This window comes from Duganella aceris, assembly GCF_011090165.1.
In the GTDB taxonomy this organism is placed as follows: domain Bacteria; phylum Pseudomonadota; class Gammaproteobacteria; order Burkholderiales; family Burkholderiaceae_D; genus Rugamonas; species Rugamonas aceris.
The window spans coordinates 202,134-220,539 of the sequence record NZ_JAADJT010000011.1 but is presented as its reverse complement, the minus strand read 5'-3'; the positions used below and the strand labels follow the sequence as shown (position 1 = coordinate 220,539).

Genomic DNA, 18,406 nt, shown 5'->3' with positions numbered 1-18,406 from the left:
TCAGGGCTGCGGGTAAACGAAATCGAAACTGCGCTGTTGCAGCGCGCCGAGTTTGAGGCCGATATGGCTGGCGGTGCGCAGGTTGATCGCGGTCTGCAGCTCGCGCAGCGGCACCAGCGTGCGGCGCCGCACTTCGCCCGCCACCACGCCCATCGCCGACGAGGCCAGGGTGCGCCCCAGTTCGACGTTGTCGGGCGCCATCGCGAACAGCGCCCCTTTTTTCACATGCAGCACGTTGCTGGAAAAGAGCGGCACATTGCTGTTCCATGATTCTTTCAACACCAGTGGCAGGATGGTGCTTTCCTCGACGGTGGTGCTGTCGTGCGGCAGCCAGACCGCGTCGTGGCGGCTGTCGGCGCTGCCGATCAGCTGCGAATACAGCTTGGCGGCGCTGGCCAGGTCGCCGGCCACATGGGCCGACAGGTCCAGGCCTTGCGCCTTGGCCGCCTCGCGCGCCAGCTTCACCAGCCACTCGGATTTTTGCGGATTGTAGACCACGATCACGCGGCGCAGCTCCGGCAGCAGCACGCGCAGGCGCGAGAACAGCATCGCCGGATCCGGCGTCAGGCTGATGCCCATCACGTTGTCGGCTTCGGACAGCAGCAGCACGCCGCCGGCCAGCACCGAGATTTCGCGGTCCAGGCCGGCGGTCGCGTTCAAGCCCTGGCGGCCCAGCGCAATCACCACCTTGGTGCCGGTGCGCTTCAGCGTGGCGTTCAGTTCCGCGGTGTCGACGCTGGGATCGACCGGATAGCTTCGGACCTTGAGCTTGATGCGGTCCTCGATGCCGTGGATCATGGCGACGAAGGCCGAGCGGAACGGCTCGTCCACATTCGGATACACCACGGCGATGCTGCCCTTGCCGAGCGACGCCTGAAGTTCCGGCCGACGCAGCTGGTCTTCCAGCTGGGCCATGGTGACGGGACGCACGTCCGGCCGCAGCGGCGGCGCAATGGTGACGGTGTCGATGGATTCAAACAGCATCCCGGTGGCGTCTGGCGCGACGCTGGAATACACGGTGTAACCGGAGCCGTGGGCCGCCGCGCACGCGAACAGCAGCGACAAGGCGGCAAAAAGAGTGATCGTTATGTTTTTCATCAGGGGGAGTGCTTAAGATGCTTTCATAGTATAAGTGTTGTCTTTGCAAATCGGAAAGAAATTTGCCCGCCAGCCACGCCTGCCTAGGGCGGCCGGAACATCGCGGTGAACTTCCGTTGTTGGCTTGCGACAAGATACGGGACGAGGTGGTAAACTAGCCTTTTGGCAACATCTACGCGATTCCCTCCATGCCCGCCACCAAAACGCCGATCCGCACGCCGCCCATGTTCAATCTCGCCTGGCCGTTGCTGGTCGAACTGGGCCTGGCGATCGCTTCCAGCGTGGTCGGCACGGCGCTGGCGTCGCGCATCTCGGACGAAGCGGGCGCCGGTTTCGCCATCGCCAGCCAGGTCTCGGCGGCGCTGTTCATCCTGTTCCGCATCATCGGCGCCGGCGTCAGCGTGGTGGTGACGCAGAATCTGGGCGGCGGCCAGCGCGACGCCGCCAACCAGGTGGCCCGCGCCGTGGTCGGCGCCAGCACCTGGCTGGGCGCGTTCACCGGCCTGATCGCACTGCTGGGCGCCAACGGCCTGCTGCATCTGCTCAACGCCCCGGCCGAGGTGTTGCCGCTCGCCGCGCCGTTCCTGATGGCGCTGGCGCCGGCGATGCTGTTCGACGCCTGGAACGCCTCGATGGCGGGCGTCATGCGCGCCCACCTGCGTACCCGCGACACGCTGGTGGTGCTGGTCATCATGCATGTCAGCCACTTGCTGCTGGCGATTCCGCTGATGCACGGCTGGGGGCCGCTGCCGGCGCTGGGCTTGCCGGGCTACGCCTTCGCGCTGACCATCAGCCGCGCCATCGGCCTGGCGCTGCATCTGCTGATGTGGCGGGTCCATCTCGGCATCACGCTGGTGCGCGACGACTGGTGGCGGCTGCCGAAGCGCGAACTGGCGGCGGTGCTGCACATCGGCCTGCCCGGCGCGGCGGAGAACATCGCGTGGCGGCTGGCGTTCATGGTCAGCATCGCCACGGCGGCCGAGCTCGGCGCCAAGGCGCTGGCGACGCAGGCGTATGTGTTGCAACTGATGGGCGGGGTGATGATGTTCAGTATCGCCACCGGGCTGGCGGTGGAGATCGTGGTCGGCTACCTGATCGGCGCCGGGCGGCTGCGCGAGGCGCACGGCGTGGTCAAGCGCGCGCTGGGACGCGGGCTGATCGTCTGCGTGCTGATCGCCGCCGGCGCTGCGCTGCTGGGGCGCTGGCTGCTGGGCTGGTTCACGCAGGACCAGGAGATCATCAACCTGGGGCTGACGCTGCTGTGGATCACGGTGGTGCTGGAGCCGGGACGCACCTTCAACCTGGTGGTGATCAACGCGCTGAGGGCGGCGGGCGACGCGCGTTTCCCGGTGATGGCGGGCGCGTTCTCGATGCTGTTCGTGCTGGCCGGCGGCAGCTGGCTGCTGGGCGTGGTGCTGGGCTGGGGCTTGCCCGGCGTCTGGATCGCCTACGCCGCCGACGAATGGATACGCGGCCTGATCATGTGGCGCCGCTGGCAAACCCACGCCTGGGTGCCGCACGCCCGCGCCTCCCGCAAACGCCTGCGCCCGGTCATCGTGGTGGAGGGCTAACCCCTCCCAGTGTCAGTGCCGACATTCGGACACGAGCCCTGCCGCAATCACGGTTGCCGGCGTAAACGAAAAAACGGCATGCGCCGCGAGGCCGCATGCCGTTTTGAATGACGACGCTGAAAATCAGGCGGCGCGTTTGCGGCGTGCGATCGCACCGACCAAGCATAAGCCTGCCAGCAGCATCGCGTAGGTTTCCGGCTCAGGCACGGCGGTGACCGTCACCGTCAGCGGGGTGGTGCCGTTGTAGAAGTTGCCGTTGTTGCCGACCACGAAGTCCAGCGTCTGGCCGGCGTTCAGGTGCACGGACGAGAGCGAGAACAGCGACGAGTCGGTGGTGTCGGCGAAGTAGGCCAGCGGGTTGGCGGTCTGGCCGTTCAGGATCACGGAACCGCTTTGGGCGCGGTAGTCGCCTGCGAAGAACTGGCCGACCACGCTGTAGTCGCCGCTTTGCACAGCGGTGAAGCGCAGGATGGCCGAGTCGCCGTTGGCGACCGGACCGGCGTGCAGCGACAGTTGGCCTGGGGCCGCGCCGTACAGCGAGCTGTTGCTGGTGTTGATCCAGGCGCCCGGCGTGCCGAGGGTGTTGTAGTTGGAGGCGCTCCAGCCGTTGGTGTTCGCCAGCGTGGATGCCGCATCGAACGCGGTGAAGCTGTAGCCGGTTCCGGCGGAGTAGCCGTAGCTCCATACCGTGCCTGGATTGCTGACGGTCTGGAAATCGGCGGTGGCGTCATATACGGTGGCGGCTTGTGCGGCGGTGGCGGCCAGCAAGGCGGCGGATGCCACGATCATGCGTGCATATTTTTTCATGTCAACTCCCTCAGCGTTCGAATGGTGTCAATTATATCAGTGTAATTTCCATAATGACACTTAAATTTCCATGTTGTAAATAAAAACAACACGGCTTGATGCGGGGGCAGGGCCGTCTTACAGCTCGACAGCATGATAATGCACAGCCGCGGAAGATCACCCTGAAGCACCCGTACTAACTCGCTCGGAAACTGGACGGCCAACATCTTCTGGATCCGCAAGATAAAGATATAGCCCCTTGCCGTCGGCGCTCACGCCTATCGGATATATAGTGTCGGTAGTGCCGTCGCCGGGACCGGGGATCGAGGTCTTGGTTAGCGTGTCGAAGCGGTGCAAGAACAGCTTTCCGACGCTTGTCCTGGTGGCGATCCTTGGCTGGCCCAATTGTTACAGCGTTATGCGGTGATGTCTTCGGTGCGCTGCGGGGGGGCTTGCTTGGCTTGCATCACGCGGTTGCGGCCTTGTTCCTTGGCGCTGTACAGGGCCTGGTCGGCGGCGCGCACCAGCAGTTCGGCGCTTTGGCGCTCGGTCGGCGTCATCGAGGCGACGCCGATGCTGACGGTGACGCAGCCGGCCGCCGACAGTTCATGCGGCAGCGCCAGCGTCTGTAAATCGGCGCGGATCGTTTCCGCCATGTGCGCCGCTTGGGCGCTGCTGTTGATCGGCGCGATGAAGGCGAACTCCTCGCCGCCGTAGCGTGCCGCCAGATCGGTGGCGCGGTGCACCGCCGCCTGGATCACCCGCGCCACTTCGCGCAGGCAGGCGTCGCCCGCCTGGTGGCCGTATTTGTCGTTGTATAGCTTGAAGCTGTCGACGTCGATCATCGCCAACGCCAGCGGCTCGCCCGAACGCTGCGCCCGCGCCCATTCGCGCGCCAGCGTTTCGTCGAACCTGCGGCGGTTGGCCAGGCCGGTCAGGGCGTCGGTGGCCGATAGCGCGGTCAGTTTGCTGTTCGATTCCTGTAGCTCCTGGGTGCGAAGCGCCACCAGCGCCTCCAGCCGGCGCGCGCGCAGCGTCAGCGCCCGTACGCGCAAGCGGTACGCCGTCACCACCATCAGCATCACCAGCAGCACTGTGCCGGTACGGAACCACCACGTTTGCCAGAACGGCGGCGTAACGATGATCGGCAACACCAGCTCCTCGCTGCTCAAGCCCTTGTTGCTGGTGGCGCGCAGACGGAAGCGGTAGTTGCCGGGGTATAGGTTGGTGTAGGTCGCCAGGGGCTGGCTGGCGTCGGCCTGCATCCAGTCGTTGTCGAAGCCTTCCAGCATGTAGGCGTAGGTGTTGCGCTTGGGCGCGGCGTAATGCAGCGCGGCGAATTCCAGCGTCAGCACGGCGGCGTTCCACGGGATCGTCAGCGCGCGCGGGGCCGTCACCGCGCCGTCCAGCAGCACGCCTTCCGGCCGCCGGCCCAGACTGAGCGATTTGTCGTAGATGCGGATGTCGCTGATGGCCGCCTGCGGCGCGGTCGGCGCGCGCAGCGGCAACTCGGGATAGACGGCGGTAATGCCGGTGGTGCCGCCGAAATACAGCTTGCCGTCGCTGGCGCGCGCCGAAGAACTTTGATACAGGCCGTCGGTCAGGCCGTCGTCGGCGGAATAGTGGGTGAACTTGCCGCTGCTCGGGTCCAGCCGCGACAAGCCGCGCACGGTGCTGATCCACAGGAAGCCCGCCTGGTCGCTCTCGATCGATTCAATCAGGATGTCGCCCGGATCGCCTGGCGCGGTGTAGCGGTGAAAGCCGGGCAGGCCGTCGCGCCCCGGCGTCATGCGGTTCAAGCCGCGCGCGGTGCCGATCCAGATGGTGCCGTACAGGTCTTCGTAGATGCAGGTGATCTTGTCGCTGCTGATGCTGCGCGGCGCGGCCGGATCGTGGCGGAAGTGCTGGAAGCGGCCGTCGTCGCCCTGCATCATGTCGAGTCCCGCGCCGCGAAAAAAATCGCCGACCCAGACCCGTCCCTGCGCGTCCTCCAGCACCGCGCTGGCTTCGCTGACGGAGCGGCTGGCCGGATCGTCCTGGTCGTGCACGTAGCGCCGCACGCCGCCGCTGGCCGGGTCGTAGCGCATCAAGCTGGCGCCGGTGCCCAGCCACAGCACGCTGCCGCGTCCCGGCGCGATGGTGTTGACGAAGTTGTCGGCCGGCGTAGCGAAGCGCACCGAGGCGAACGGACCGCCGGGATGGTCCAAGCGGTTCAGGCCCTTGGAGGTGCCGACCCACAGCGGTCCGCCCGCTTGCTGGTACAGGCTGTAGACCGAATTGTGGTTCAAGGTGCCGGGCCGGTTGGCGTCAGCGGCGTAGCGTTGCACGATGCGCTTGGCGTTGGGATCGAACAGCACCAGGCCGTCGTCCACGCCCAGCCATACCTGGCCGTCCGGCGCCGCCGCCAGGCTGCGCACGAAATTACTGGACGGGAAACTGTCCGGTGCGATGTCACGCGGGATGATGCGTTCCAGCCCGTAGTTGCCCAGGTTGGCGCGCGAGACGCCGTTGGTGAACGAGCCAACCCATAGCGTGCCGTGGCGGTCCGCCATGGTGGTGTTGATGGCGTTGCTCGGCAGGCTGTGGGAATCCTCGGCGCGATGGTTATAAGCCTGCATCTGCCGCAGGTCGGAAGACCAGCGCAGCAAGCCCTCGGTGCGGGTGCTGATCCAGACATTGCCTTCGCGGTCGTCGTCGATGCCGTTGACGCGGCCCTTGATGCCGGGCAGGCGGCGCCGCTCCGACCACGGCGTACCGCTTTGCCATACCACCACGCCGGCGTCGGTGCCCAGCCAGAACCGGCCGGTGGCGTCATAATGCATCGCGCGGACGTCGTTCAGTTTAGGATCGGGCTGCGCCGCGCTGTCCAGCCGATAGTTGACGAAGCCGCGCGCGCCCGGTGCAAGGTAGCTGACGCCGCCGGGCCAGGTCGAAGCCCACAGGCCGCCGGCGGCGTCCAGCGCGACCGCGTTGACGTCGTTGTAGGGAAGGGCGTCGGCGCGCGCCGGGTCGGCCTGGTACATCAGGAACTGGCCGCTGGCGATGTCGAAGTGTTGCAGCCCGCCCCAGGTGCCGAGCCACAGGCCATGCGCGCCGTCGCCGATGATGCGGCGGACGATGCGGGCGTTGCGTTGTGTCGAATCGGGACGGAAGCGGATGAAGCTGTTGCTGGCCGGTTCGTAGCGCGCCAGGCCGTCGTCGGTGCCGATCCAGATACGTCCCTGCGCGTCGGCGTGCATCGTGGCGATGCGGCCGGCCGGCAGCGAGGCGGGATTGGCGGGATCGTTAAGATAGCGGACCGCGCGCCGGCCATCGAAACGAAACAGACCGCCCTCGATGGTGCCGACCCAGAGGTAGCCTTGCCGGTCCTGCAGCAGCGAAAGGATGGATTGACTGTCGGAACCCAGCGATTCGATCGATTCGAATGTCAGCGGCAGCCGGGCGGGGTCCGCCGCCCGGCATGGAGCGAGCAGGCTGACCAACAGGGAAACGCTAAGTATGAACTCCCGCAGTCGCATCATTTTTGAGAGATTTGGTGATAGTTCCGCTCTCCATGAATATGGGCGTTTCGTTACCGGGCGTCAATAAAATTCGCGTGCGCTGTGGCTAGCCTGCACAGTTGTTCAACGGTGGAAATCGACCTGGAAGCGTACCGGTCCGACCACATTGACTTCATGCTCGATCCTTGGCTCGACCACGCCGGGCAGTTCGGGCGTCAACAGCACTTCTTCCGTTGCCTGCGAGGCGTCGGTGATGCGGTACAGCAGGCTGCCTTCCAGAATGGTGATACGGGCCCATACTCCGGCGGCGGTGGTGTGGCTGCGCTGGAGCGCGGCCGGTACACTTTCTTCGGTGAAGACAGGTGTGCTCTTGTAGTGTGCGACTGTATCGGGAATGGTTTTCATGATGAAGCTCCTTGACGTTATGCGACCTTGACTTCGCCGAAAAAGCCGTATTGCAGACTGGCGCCGATGCGGCGGGCGACGATCTGGAATTCGGCGGCGTCGGCCGGCGCGAACAGGCGTACCGTGGTGGCTTCGAACAGCTGAAGCCAGCGCACGAAGTGTGCGGGCTGGATGCCGTTCAGCAGCATGTGCTTGCCGAAGACGTTGCCCTGGAAGCTGCGGCTACCCAGCATCACGGTCGACCAGAAATCGACCATGCGGTCCAGGTGCGGCGTCCAGTTGTCGCCGATGGCGGCGTTGAAGACCGGGGATAGTTCGGCATCCTTGCGGATGTCGACATAGAATTCGTGGACCAGCGTGGCGATCGACGTCGGGTTCAGTGGTAGATGGGACATGGTGGTTGTTCTGAAGTAGGTTGACGGCGTTGATGAGGGGGGCCAGGCGCCAACACCAGACGACGGCGATCGCGATCGAGGTGATGACCAGCGCGATGCCGGTGTTGATCTGGTCGTCCAGCAGGTAGGCGTTGCAGAGTTGTTGCGGCATGTTCTGGTACTGGATGCCGGCGATGGCCATCATCCAGCTGAAATTCCCGAGGAAAAACAGATGGACGATCCAGTTGGCGCGCTTCAGCGAGCCGGGTATCAGGGCGCCGAGCAGCAGCAGCGAGGCGAATTTCGCCGCTTCCAGCATCGGCGAGTTGATGCTCAGTTCCAGCGCGCGCGGGATCATCCAATAAGCGCTGACAAACAGCAGCGCGGTCAGGCCGGTGACGCCGTGCTGGTCGATCATGGCGGCGATGCTTTGCAGCCGCTGGTTGCGGCCGGCCAGCAGCCAGCCGGCGGCCACCAGCAGCGGCAGTTGCAGCAGCATGTGGCGCAGCATCGATGCCTCCAGCCAGTGGCGCGGCAGCGCCGCCAGCAGCAGGCAGGGCAGGCCGGCGGCGGCGAAGGCGGCGCGGCGCGGACTCATAGCCGCTCTCCGGACGCCGGCTCGTGCGCCATGGCGACAGCGTGCTCCAGCGCCTGCGCTGGATTGTCGAAATCGTCGATGCGCGCCAGGCGCCCCTGGCGGTCGATCAGGTGGAAGGCGGCGTTGTGCTGGAATTCGCCCATCGGCGCCGGTAGCACGACGATGCCGAAGGCGTCCAGCAGTGCCTTGCGTTCATCGGCGCGGTCGACACCGACCATGCGCCACAATGCCGGATCGGCGTGCTGCCGCTGCGCATAAGCGGCCAGCACCGGCACGGTGTCGCGAGGATCGAAGCTGATGCTGATCAGGCGCACCTGGTCTTGCAGCCCGCGCTTGCGGATCTCGTCCTGCATCTGCTGGTACTCGCTGCCCAGCACCGAGCAGACCGCGTTGCAGGTGCTATAGATGAAGGCGACGATGGCGACGCGGCCGTCGTCATGCAGCATGCCGGCCAGCGTGCCCGGTTCCGGCTGATGGATGGCGGTGGCCGGCAGCTCCATCGGCTGGCGGCTGATGGCGAGCCGGCGCCCATCCTCGGTCGACACCAGCTCGAAGCCCATCGTGCCCTGATACAGCGCCGCGATGCCGGCGGCGCAGACCATGGCTAGCGCCGCCAGTGTTGGCGCCAACGAGGGCGTCAACGAAGGCGTCAACGAGGGCGTCGACCTCTGCGCCGGCGTGCTACTGCTTGAATTTGCTGAGGTCTTCATCACCGTTCCAGGGATCCTTGCGATCCTTGCCCGCTTCACGTTCCGCCTTGACGATGTCGGCGGCGATCTTGCCGGCGCCGTTGCCGAAGCTGCTGCGCACGTAGCTCAGCACCGCCGCGATCTCGTCGTCGTTCAGTTTATCCTTAAACGCCGGCATCTGGCCGCTATAAGCGACCTCCTTGACGGTGAGCTTGCCGGTGATTCCGTGCAGTACGATATTGACCGGCAGCTTGGCCTCGGCCAGTGCCCATTCGGCGCCGGCCAGCGGCGGGAACACGCCAGGCAGTCCCGCGCCCGTAGCCTGGTGGCAGGCCACGCAATTTGCCGCATACACCTGCGCGCCGTCGGCGGCGCCACCCGCGCCGGCGCCGGCCGGCTTGCCTTCCAGCGTCGAGAGCGTGCGGTTGTCGCCCAGCTCAGGCGCGTCGTTGCGCTGAGTGGTCAGGATGTAGGCCACGCCCCAGGCGACCATCAATGCGACGACGGCCAGTACACTTTTCGGCACCGGGCGGTTCTTCTCGGTCGGGTCGGGATTTTCGCGCACCTGCGCGTCGTTCTTGAATTCGTCGTTCATGCCGGTTCTCTCTTATTTCTTCTTGGGCTCTACCGCTTCCAGTACCGGATAGGTATGGTCCAGCCCTTGCAGGTAGGTGACCAGGTCCAGCACCTCCTGGGTCGCGACGACGATTTTCCCGACCGGCTTGAAGCCCGGCGGAAGCGTCACCACCCGGTCGCCCGGATCGGCTTTCTCCTTGGCCTCGAACAGATACGGATACGACGGCATGATCGAACCGGGTGTATAGGCGCGCGGCTGGTACAAGTGCCCAAGGTGCCAATCCGCGCTGGGCTGGCGCGCGCCGATGTTGAACAGGTCCGGTCCGGTGCGCATGGTGCCCAGCAAATGCGGCTTGTCGTAGAAGTAGTCGGCCGCCACCGAGGCGCGGCCCCAGCCGCGCGTGTCGTCCGGCGCCTGCGCCTTGTCGCGCGGCTGCTGCGAGTGACAGTAGATGCAGCCGTTTTTGATGTAGACCTCGCGCCCGCGCAACTGCGCCGAAGTGTAGGCTTTGAGCCCGGGCGGCGGCGGCACCGCCTTCAGTTGTATGAAGGGCAGCACCACCAGGCCGGCGGTGGCCAGCGCCAGGGTCACCATGGCGCCGCTGAGCAGTTTAAGTTCGTCATGCATGATCAGGTTCCTGCGAGTTTGGTCAGTGGACTGGCGGCGGGTGTATGCAGCAGCGCCGCGCCGGTGCGCAACGGACCGTGGCGCAGCACCATGGCGGCGAAGTGGCCGGCGAACACCAGATGGCCCAGCGTCATGATGGCGCCGCCGACCGAACGGCTTTGCAGATACGGCATCGTCACCTTGACCGATTCCATGAACGGCTTGGTCGCATCGAGCATCAGCAGGCCTTGCAGCCAGCCGCCGATGGACAGCCCGATGAAGTAGATCGAGAAGCCCAGCACCACCAGCCAGAAGTGCGCGGCGATCAGGCTGGGGTAGGGCCATTCCCACGCCATCACGCGCGGCATCACGAAGTAGATGGCGCCGAACATCACCATGGTGAAGAAGCCGTACAGGCCGAGGTGCGCGTGCGCCACCGTGAAGTGAGTAAAGTGCGCCACCGTGCTGACGCTGCGCAGCGCCTCGATCGAACCTTGCAGCGAGCTGGCGGTGTACATCATCCCGCCCAGCACGATGAAACGCAGCGTCGGCGAATACAGCAGCTTGGAGAAGTAGCCGCGCATGGTCAGGTGCTGGTTCACCGAGAACGACAGCACCGGCACCACCATCATCACGCTCTGCACGATCGACAGCGTGATCAGCCAGGCCGGCACCGGACCGCCGACCAGGTGGTGGCCGCCGACCTGGCCGTAGAAGAAGGCCAGCGTCCAGAAGCCCAGCAGCGACAGGTTGTACGACTGTACCGGTCGGCCGATGATCTTCGGCAGGAAGTAGTAGACCGACGCCAGCGCCATCGGCGTGTAGAACAGGCCAAGCACGTTGTGGCCGAACCACCAGTTCATCGTGGCCTGCTCGACGCCGAAGTGCACCGCCGGCAGGTTTGCGATCAGGAACAGTATGGGGAACCAGAACAGCGCCGCGCCCATATACCATACAGAGACGTACAGGTGGTCGACCTTGCGCGCCTGCAGCGTGTACACCAGCGGCAGACCGATCATCGAACCGCCGACGATCAGCAGGATATCGACCTGCCAAGGGATCTCCAGCCACTCCATGCCGTCGTTGATGCCGGCGGCGATGCAGCCGACGCCGGCGATCAGGCCGGCGTTCCACAGCATGCAGCCGAGCACCGCGAAGCGGGCGCCGATCAGCGGCGTTTTCAACAGGCGCGGCAGCATCCACATGGCGATACCAAAGGCCGACATCGGCGCCCAGCCATAGGCGACGATGTTGAGGTGGATGGTGCGCAGGCGGCCGAAGGTCAGCCAGGCCTGGCTCACCAGCCAGTCCGGCTCGTGCAGCTTGATGGAGCTGGTCAGCCCGGCCAGCGAACCGACGATCAGCCACACCACCGCGCATGACAGGAAGACGAAGGAGACGAAGGCGGTCGACTTGTCGGCGTCGGTGCGCAAGGCCAGCTCGCGGGCCAGTTCAGCTTCCTGTTCGGCGGTCAGCGTGGCGTGGGTGTCGCTGGGAACCCGCTTGGCCAGGCCGGCCAGTTGCGCCGGGGTGGCGGACGGCTCTTCGCCGCGTCCGATTTCGCCCGGCGAAAAGATCAGCGTCGCGGCGGCCGAGGAGGTGTCGAACAGTCGCTTGCGCAAGGACCAGATGAAGATGAACAGGCCTGTTATCGACAGCACGAAGGAAGACAGAAGTATGGTGACTGTATCCATGATTTGGCTTTTTATTTAAAGATGTATTTTAAATGGTACATTAAAAATTGAATTGATTCAACAGGCATCGATGATAGGCGCGGCGTTTCCGCGTGAACACACCTCCTAAGAGGTATTGAGGGGTCAGCGCGCGGGGAGATTGCGGGCGATGGCGCGCAGCATCTGCTCGACGTCGATCGGCTTGGCGATGAAGTCGTTCATGCCGGAGGCGATGCATTGTTCGCGTTCGGACTCCATGACGCCGGCCGTCATCGCCAGCACCGGCAGCGACAATCGCAGCTCGGTGCGGATCCTGGCGGTGGCTTCAAAGCCGTCCATCTCCGGCATCTGCACGTCCATCAGCACCAGGTCATAGCGATCGGCGTCGGTGCGTAGCCGCTCCAGGGCGGCGGCGCCGTTGTCGACCGCGTCGATGCTGGCTCCGGCGTAGGTCAGCATGCTGCTGGCGACCAGCTGATTGACCGGGTTGTCCTCGACCAGCAAGATGCGCACCCCGTCGATGCGCTGGGTGCCGGCTTGGCCACCCGGTTCGATAGCCGCTTCGCCCGGCGCGGGCGCCTGGTCGGCGATGGAGGCGCCGCTGCGTGCCTGCTGCAGCGTGTCGTCGAGGCGTCCGGCGGTGACAGGCTTGAGCAGCACCGCGTGGGCGTTCTGGGCGCCGTCGGTATGCAGCAGCTTGCCCTGGCCGAAGGCGCTGACCATCAGGACCACCGGCACGGCGCCGATCGTAGCGGCCGCCGATTCGGCGCGGATCGCCTGCATCGTGGCCAGCCCGTTCATGCCCGGCATGTCCCAGTCGATCAGCACCGCGTCGTAGCGGGCGCCGGGGACGCGCAGCAAGGCCAGCGCCTGTTCACCGGAGTCGGCCTGTTCGCAGCTCCAGCCGCGCGCCTCGATGGTCTTGCATAGATAAGTGGCGCTGATGTGGTGATCGTCGACCACCAGCAGGTGCATGGCTTGTTGGGGCGCGACGGGATGAGCGTCCGCGCCGCGTCGCAACGGCACCGTCAGCGTGAACGCGCTGCCCGTGCCGGGTGTACTACGCACGTCGATTTCGCCGTCCATCAGCGCGGCGATGCGGCGCGAAATCGTCAATCCGAGCCCGGTGCCGCCGAAGCGGCGCGTCATCGAAGCGTCGGCCTGGGAGAAGGGGGCGAACAACTGCGCCAGCCGGTCGGGCGCGATGCCGATGCCGCTGTCGCGCACCGTGAAGCGCAGCGTGGCCGGCGCGGCGGCCAGTTCGACCAGCAGCGACACCTGCCCCTTTTCCGTGAATTTGATGGCGTTGCCGACCAGGTTGACCAGGATCTGCTGCAGGCGATGCCCGTCGCCTTCCAGCGTCTGCGGCACGTCCGGCTCGACGCCGATGGCCAGCTCCAGGTCCTTCTCGCCGGCGTTGACGGTCATGATCGCGGCCACCGCCTCCAGCACTGCGCCCAGCTGGAACGGCGCCGGATCCAGCTCCATGCGGCCGGCCTCGATCTTGGAGAAATCCAGCACGTCGTTGAGGATGCTGAGCAGCGAGGTGCCCGACGAACGTATCATCTCCAGGTAATTGTGCTGGTGCGGCGAGAGCGTGGTCTTGCTCAGCAGGTGCGTCATGCCCAGCACCGCGTTGAGCGGGGTGCGAATCTCATGGCTCATGTTGGCCACAAACTCGCTCTTGGCGCGGCTGGCCGCCTCCGCCTGGTCGCGGGCCACGATCAGCGAGCTTTCCGAGTCGCGCAGCGCACCCGTCATCTGCCGCGCCAGCGCGGTCGCGAAAGCCTGGCGCGCGGTCAGCGCCCGCACCACGCCGAAGAACAGCAGGCTGATGATCACCCCGGCCAGCAGCACGATCTGCGATTTCTGGCGGTCGATGGCGTTCTCGAAGGCGGGTTGCGAAGTGAAACGCAGCATCCACTGGTGATGCAGCAGAACCAGCGGCATCACGTGGCGATAGGGATTCGGATACTGGCGCAGGTCGGCGGGAGCGGGCGCGCTGGAAAATAGCAGCGCGGCGGGCGCCGTCTGCGCGCCGTCGAAGATTTCCAGCCGCACCGCATGGTCGGCTGGGCCGAGCAGGTCGGCCATCAATTCCTCGGCGCGGATCGGGGTGTAGGCGAAGCCCTGCAGCGCCGCCATCCTTTCCGCCGCATCGGCCTCCGGGCCAAGGCGCACTCCCTTGCGGTAGACCGGGAAGTACATCAGGAAACCGGGCTTGCCTTCGCCCTGTGCGTCCTGCACCAGCACCACCTTGTCCGATAGCGCCGGCGCGCCGGAATGTGCCGCCTTCAGCAGCGCGGCGCGGCGCACCGGCTCCGACATCATGTCGTAGCCGAAGGCGCGCAGGTTGCGGCCGGTGAAGGGCTCAAGATACGTCACCACGGCGGACATGCCGGGCCCCAGCGAGGGACCGGCGGACCAGATGCGGAAGTCCGGATGCCCCTGGGCGCGGATGCTGGCCTCGGCCTCGGCGCGCTGGTCTGCGCGCAGGAAGGCGCCGTAGCCGAGCCCCATCACCCCGGGGAAGTTGTTGGCCAGGTCCAGGCCTTCGGTGAAGTCGCGCCACTGTTCGCGGCTGGGCTCCTGCTGCGCCTTGAACAGCGCCTGCGCGCCGCGCAGGCCGGATTCGTACAGCGCCATGCGGCGCGCGATGCGCTTGGCGATGTCGTCGCATTCGGCGTCGAACTGCTCCTGTGCGCGCCGTTCCGCGCCCACCGCCAGCAAATGCCAGACCACCACCGTCAAGCCGACGCCAATCAGCAATGTGCCCCATTGCGCCGCGCTGGCGCCGAACGACTTGTCGCCCACGCGCTGGCGTTCATTGGCGTCGGCGCACAGCACCATGCCGATCAGGCTGCACAGCACGACGAAGCTCTCCAGCGAAATCAGCGCGTCGTTCAGCGTGCCGACCGCGAACGGGCCGTAACCGTTGATGGTGCCGATCACCGCGCCGCCGGTGGCCAGCATGCACACCGTGCTGGCGCCGCGCAGCCCATAGCGGTGCGAAGCCCAGGCCACGCACAGAACGAACAGGTAAGGCAGCCATCCCAGTCCGTCGTCGTAAGCATAGCGGCGGCCGAACACGGCGACAATCAGCGCCATCAGCACCAGCAGCGAGACGGAAATTTGCAGCGCGCCGCGCCAGTGCCACTTGGGCCGGCGCCGGACGCACCAGACGATGATGGCCGGCGCGACCAGCAGCACGCCGGCGATGTCGCCGACCCACCATGTCAGCGCGACGGTGCCGGCGGCCGATGCCGGCGCCAGGCCGCTGAGCACCAGCGTGGTGGAGCCGATGCCGGCGCTGACCAGGCACATGACCATCGCCACCAGCGCGAACTTATACACGTTTTGCAGTTGGCCCATCGGCTGGGCGACGTCGATGTAACGGCGGATCAGCCACACGCCGGACAACGCTTCCAGCGTATTGCCGCCCGCGATCAGGGTCGAGGAGGTCGCCACGATGCCGTTGAACTGCAGGCCGTTGTCGACGAAGGTGACGACGTTGGCGACCAAGGCTCCCAGGAAGATAGCCGGCCAGGCGCGGTAGCCCATCAAGAGGATGGCGGCGAAGGCGATGCCGGACGGCGGCCACACCGGCGTGGCGTTGGTATGCGCGAAGGCCAGCAGCAGGCTGGCGCGGGCGATCAGAGCGTAGCACAGCGACAGCAGCATCAGCGCGCGCATAGCGGTTTATCTGGGTTGTCAACGAGGAAACCACTATAACGTAAATATTGTCATAATGGGTTTGGCTTTCGGACGCGTAGCGGGTAATATTTTGACACCCTCTTAATAGCGAGTCCGCGCAGCCCATGGCGATATCGATGTCCTTGCCTTCCACCTTGAGATTCAGGCTAAGCAGCCTGGTGGTGGTGCTGGTGTTGGCGGCCACCGTGACCGTCACCGTAGTGGCGCTGATGTTGGCGGAACGCGACATGAAGGATGTTATCGGCGCCCAGCAGTACGCGCTGATCTCCGGCGCCGCCGCCCACATGGACGAGCACCTGGCCGCGAAAAAAGCCATGCTGGCGGCGCTGGCCGAATCGCTGCCGGCCGCCACGCTGCGCGACCCGGGGGCGCTGCGCGCTTATATCGAGGCGCGGCCGACCGCGCACGGCGAGTTCTCGTTCATCGAAATTTACAATCCCGAAGGCACGCTGACCAACGCCATCGGCGAGCCGATGCCGGCGCCGGGTTACAGCGAGGCCGGGCGCGCCTGGTTCGGGCAAACCCTGGCGGCGCGTCGGGGCGTGATCTCGGCGCCGTTCCTCAGCAAGATCAGCGCCGTGCCGACCGTGCTGATCTCCGCGCCGGTGATGGACGCCGAAGGCCGCGTGGCATTGGTGCTGGCCGGCGGCATCGACCTGCAGCGCTACGCGCCGTTCGCCTCGCTGAAGGCGTTCCGGCCCGGCAGCAGCGGCTTCACCTTCATCATGACCACCGGCGGCATCCTGCTCGACCATCCGGACAAGAAGCGCATCCTGCAGCACATCAACCAGCGCCCCGGCTACAACCGCGCCACGCAGATGGCGCTGGGCGGTTACGAGGGTTGGCTGGAGGCGGAAAACAAGGACAAGGTGATGGGCATCTATTCCTACCGGCGCCTGAAGCAGGCCGACTGGATCATCGCCGCGCGGTTCCCCAGCAACGAGGCGCTGTCGCCGCTGCGGCAGATGCGCTACGAGGCGGCCGCCGCCGCCACGGTGTTCGCCGGCCTGGCCGGGGTATTGTCGTGGGTCGGCATCGCCGGGCTGCTGCGTCCCTTGCAGCGGCTGCGCCGCAATGTGGTCGAGATCAAGGACAGCCGCGCCGGCATCCAGGTGTTGCAACTGCACCGCAAGGACGAAATCGGCGAGTTGAGCGGCGCCTTCTACCGGCTGATGGCCGAGCGCGAAGCGGCGCAGCAGCGCACCAGCGAGAGCGAGCGGCGCGCCCGCATCCTGGCCGACACGCTGCCGCTGCTGGTGGCCTACCTGGACCCGAACCTGCGCTACCTGTTCGCCAACGCCCATTACCGCACCCAATGGGGCATCGACCCCAAGGCGATGCTGGGCAAGACCGTCAGCGAGATGTTCGGACCGGCCGCCGACAGCTGGCTGCCGGATCTGCGCCAAGCCTTGTCCGGCAGCCGGCTGCATTATGAGCGCGAATTCGCCGGCGCCGACGGCGCCCAGCACTTCCTGGTCGACCTGGTGCCGGACATCGGTCGCGACGGCCAAGTGTTGGGGACGTATCTGATGGCGATGAATATCACCGACCGCAAGAACAGCGAGCAGCGCGCCGAGGCGGCCAGCCGCGCCAAGAGCGAGTTCGTGGCCAATATGAGCCACGAGATCCGCACGCCGATGAACGCGGTGCTCGGCGTGGCCTACCTGCTGGCCAACACCCCGCTCGATGAGGCACAGAAGGAGTACGTGGATATGATACGGTCATCAGGCAACGTCCTGTTGGGGATCCTGAACGACGTGCTGGATTTCTCCAAGATCGAAGCGGGCCGCATGGAACTGTCGCCGCTGACGTTCCGGCTGGGCGAGGTGCTGGACGCGATCTCCACCGTGATGACGCTGAATGCCGGCGCGCGCAACATCGGCCTGGCGATCGGCGCCGACGACGATGTGCCGCCGGTGCTGGTGGGCGACGCCATGCGCTTGCAGCAGATCCTGATCAACCTGGTGGGCAACGCCATCAAGTTCACCGAGGAGGGCGAGGTGTCGCTGCGCGTCAGCGTCGCCGCGCCGGTGGAGTCGGGACGGGTCGAGCTGCGCTTCGCCGTGCGCGACACCGGCATCGGCATGGACATGGAGCAGCAGAGCCGTTTGTTCTCGGCGTTCAACCAGGCCGACGCCTCGACCACGCGGCGCTTCGGCGGCACCGGTCTGGGTCTGGCGATTTGCCGCCGGCTGTCGGAACTGATGGGCGGCAGCATCTCGGCGCGCAGCATGCCCGGCGACGGCAGCGAGTTCGTGGTGACGCTGCCGTTCGCGCTGGCCGGCGCCGACGAGGCGCAATCCTTGCCGATGGCGGCGTGGCAGGGCGTGGCCGCGCCATTCCCGGCGGCGGCCCCGCCGGAACAGGCGCGCCCGCCCGAACCCGAGCCCTCCGCGGCCGAGACGCCGCCCCTGCAAGGATTGCGGCTGCTGCTGGTGGAAGATCATCCGTTGAACCAGATCGTCGCGCGCGGCATGCTGGAGCACGCGGGCGCCACGGTGGACGTGGCGGAAAACGGCCAGCTGGCGGTCGATCGGCTGCGCGCGCACGCGGGCGACTACGATATCGTGCTGATGGACGTGCAGATGCCGGTCATGGACGGCTTCGAGGCTACCCGCCTGATTCGCAACGAGCTGCGCCTGACATTGCCGATACTGGCGATGTCGGCCGGGGTGATGCAATCGGAGCAGGACGGCTGCATCGCGGCAGGGATGAACGACTTCATTCCGAAGCCGGTCGATATCGAACAAATGCTGGACATCATTTCGCGCCACCGGGACGCGCTTCGCGCCGCCTGACCGCGTTTCGTCGCAGC

Annotated in this window: 13 protein-coding genes; 2 read left to right on the top strand and 11 right to left on the bottom strand. The window is 66.0% G+C overall.

Features of this window, described 5'->3' with window-relative positions; translation table 11 throughout:
- Positions 1–1,098 carry an ABC transporter substrate-binding protein gene (locus GW587_RS23350; RefSeq protein ID WP_166107120.1) on the bottom strand — a complete coding sequence of 366 codons (1,098 nt, stop codon included), beginning with the start codon at positions 1,096–1,098 and terminating at the stop codon, positions 1–3.
- A gap of 188 nt (positions 1,099–1,286) precedes the next feature.
- Here GW587_RS23350 and GW587_RS23345 point away from each other — a divergent pair, with 188 nt between their 5' ends.
- On the top strand, positions 1,287–2,669 hold the full coding sequence (locus GW587_RS23345; protein WP_166107118.1) for an MATE family efflux transporter: 1,383 nt from the start codon (positions 1,287–1,289) through the stop codon (positions 2,667–2,669).
- 123 nt (positions 2,670–2,792) lie between these two features.
- On the opposite strand, the gene GW587_RS23340 is transcribed toward GW587_RS23345, so the two are convergent.
- From GW587_RS23340 to GW587_RS23300, 10 genes are all read right to left on the bottom strand, one after another.
- Positions 2,793–3,476, bottom strand: a complete 684-nt coding sequence (locus GW587_RS23340) for an FxDxF family PEP-CTERM protein (RefSeq protein ID WP_166107116.1) — start codon at positions 3,474–3,476, stop codon at positions 2,793–2,795.
- Positions 3,477–3,871: 395 nt separating this feature from the next.
- Entirely contained in the window at positions 3,872–6,937 is a 3,066-nt protein-coding gene (locus tag GW587_RS23335; RefSeq protein WP_166107114.1) for a diguanylate cyclase domain-containing protein, read from the bottom strand.
- 141 nt (positions 6,938–7,078) lie between these two features.
- Positions 7,079–7,360: a TehB family protein gene (locus GW587_RS23330; RefSeq protein ID WP_166107105.1), complete on the bottom strand. Its 282-nt coding sequence runs from the start codon at positions 7,358–7,360 to the stop codon at positions 7,079–7,081.
- A 17-nt stretch (positions 7,361–7,377) separates the two neighbouring features.
- Positions 7,378–7,617: a group III truncated hemoglobin gene (locus GW587_RS31490; RefSeq protein WP_229259609.1), complete on the bottom strand. Its 240-nt coding sequence runs from the start codon at positions 7,615–7,617 to the stop codon at positions 7,378–7,380.
- Positions 7,583–8,332, bottom strand: a complete 750-nt coding sequence (locus GW587_RS31485) for a hypothetical protein (RefSeq protein WP_229259608.1) — start codon at positions 8,330–8,332, stop codon at positions 7,583–7,585. The genes GW587_RS31490 and GW587_RS31485 overlap by 35 nt, the downstream gene beginning before the upstream one ends.
- Entirely contained in the window at positions 8,329–9,042 is a 714-nt protein-coding gene (locus GW587_RS23320) for an SCO family protein (RefSeq protein ID WP_229259607.1), read from the bottom strand. The genes GW587_RS31485 and GW587_RS23320 overlap by 4 nt, the downstream gene beginning before the upstream one ends.
- On the bottom strand, positions 9,014–9,616 hold the full coding sequence (locus tag GW587_RS23315; RefSeq protein ID WP_166107101.1) for a c-type cytochrome: 603 nt from the start codon (positions 9,614–9,616) through the stop codon (positions 9,014–9,016). The genes GW587_RS23320 and GW587_RS23315 overlap by 29 nt, the downstream gene beginning before the upstream one ends.
- A gap of 12 nt (positions 9,617–9,628) precedes the next feature.
- Positions 9,629–10,225, bottom strand: a complete 597-nt coding sequence (locus tag GW587_RS23310; protein WP_166107099.1) for a cbb3-type cytochrome c oxidase subunit II — start codon at positions 10,223–10,225, stop codon at positions 9,629–9,631.
- A gap of 2 nt (positions 10,226–10,227) precedes the next feature.
- Complete coding sequence (locus GW587_RS23305) at positions 10,228–11,898, bottom strand: cbb3-type cytochrome c oxidase subunit I (RefSeq protein WP_166107097.1); 1,671 nt, start codon at positions 11,896–11,898, stop codon at positions 10,228–10,230.
- A gap of 123 nt (positions 11,899–12,021) precedes the next feature.
- Positions 12,022–15,570 carry a CHASE domain-containing protein gene (locus GW587_RS23300; RefSeq protein WP_166107095.1) on the bottom strand — a complete coding sequence of 1,183 codons (3,549 nt, stop codon included), beginning with the start codon at positions 15,568–15,570 and terminating at the stop codon, positions 12,022–12,024.
- A gap of 137 nt (positions 15,571–15,707) precedes the next feature.
- Between GW587_RS23300 and GW587_RS23295 the strand changes: the two genes are divergently transcribed.
- The gene (locus GW587_RS23295) at positions 15,708–18,389 is read left to right on the top strand and encodes a PAS domain-containing hybrid sensor histidine kinase/response regulator family protein (protein ID WP_308495399.1); all 2,682 of its coding nucleotides are present in this window, start codon (positions 15,708–15,710) and stop codon (positions 18,387–18,389) included.
- Positions 18,390–18,406: the final 17 nt, after the last annotated feature.

What these genes read in the sequence shown, in the direction of transcription:
- GW587_RS23300 (WP_166107095.1), bottom strand. Translation starts at nt 15,570, where the DNA reads ATGCGCGCGCTGATGCTGCTGTCGCTGTGCTACGCTCTGATCGCCCGC.
- GW587_RS23320 (WP_229259607.1), bottom strand. Translation starts at nt 9,042, where the DNA reads ATGAAGACCTCAGCAAATTCAAGCAGTAGCACGCCGGCGCAGAGGTCG.
- GW587_RS23310 (WP_166107099.1), bottom strand. Translation starts at nt 10,225, where the DNA reads ATGCATGACGAACTTAAACTGCTCAGCGGCGCCATGGTGACCCTGGCG.
- GW587_RS23305 (WP_166107097.1), bottom strand. Translation starts at nt 11,898, where the DNA reads ATGGATACAGTCACCATACTTCTGTCTTCCTTCGTGCTGTCGATAACA.
- GW587_RS23340 (WP_166107116.1), bottom strand. Translation starts at nt 3,476, where the DNA reads ATGAAAAAATATGCACGCATGATCGTGGCATCCGCCGCCTTGCTGGCC.
- GW587_RS23295 (WP_308495399.1), top strand. Translation starts at nt 15,708, where the DNA reads ATGTCCTTGCCTTCCACCTTGAGATTCAGGCTAAGCAGCCTGGTGGTG.
- GW587_RS31485 (WP_229259608.1), bottom strand. Translation starts at nt 8,332, where the DNA reads ATGAGTCCGCGCCGCGCCGCCTTCGCCGCCGCCGGCCTGCCCTGCCTG.
- GW587_RS23315 (WP_166107101.1), bottom strand. Translation starts at nt 9,616, where the DNA reads ATGAACGACGAATTCAAGAACGACGCGCAGGTGCGCGAAAATCCCGAC.
- GW587_RS31490 (WP_229259609.1), bottom strand. Translation starts at nt 7,617, where the DNA reads ATGGTCGATTTCTGGTCGACCGTGATGCTGGGTAGCCGCAGCTTCCAG.
- GW587_RS23330 (WP_166107105.1), bottom strand. Translation starts at nt 7,360, where the DNA reads ATGAAAACCATTCCCGATACAGTCGCACACTACAAGAGCACACCTGTC.
- GW587_RS23345 (WP_166107118.1), top strand. Translation starts at nt 1,287, where the DNA reads ATGCCCGCCACCAAAACGCCGATCCGCACGCCGCCCATGTTCAATCTC.
- GW587_RS23350 (WP_166107120.1), bottom strand. Translation starts at nt 1,098, where the DNA reads ATGAAAAACATAACGATCACTCTTTTTGCCGCCTTGTCGCTGCTGTTC.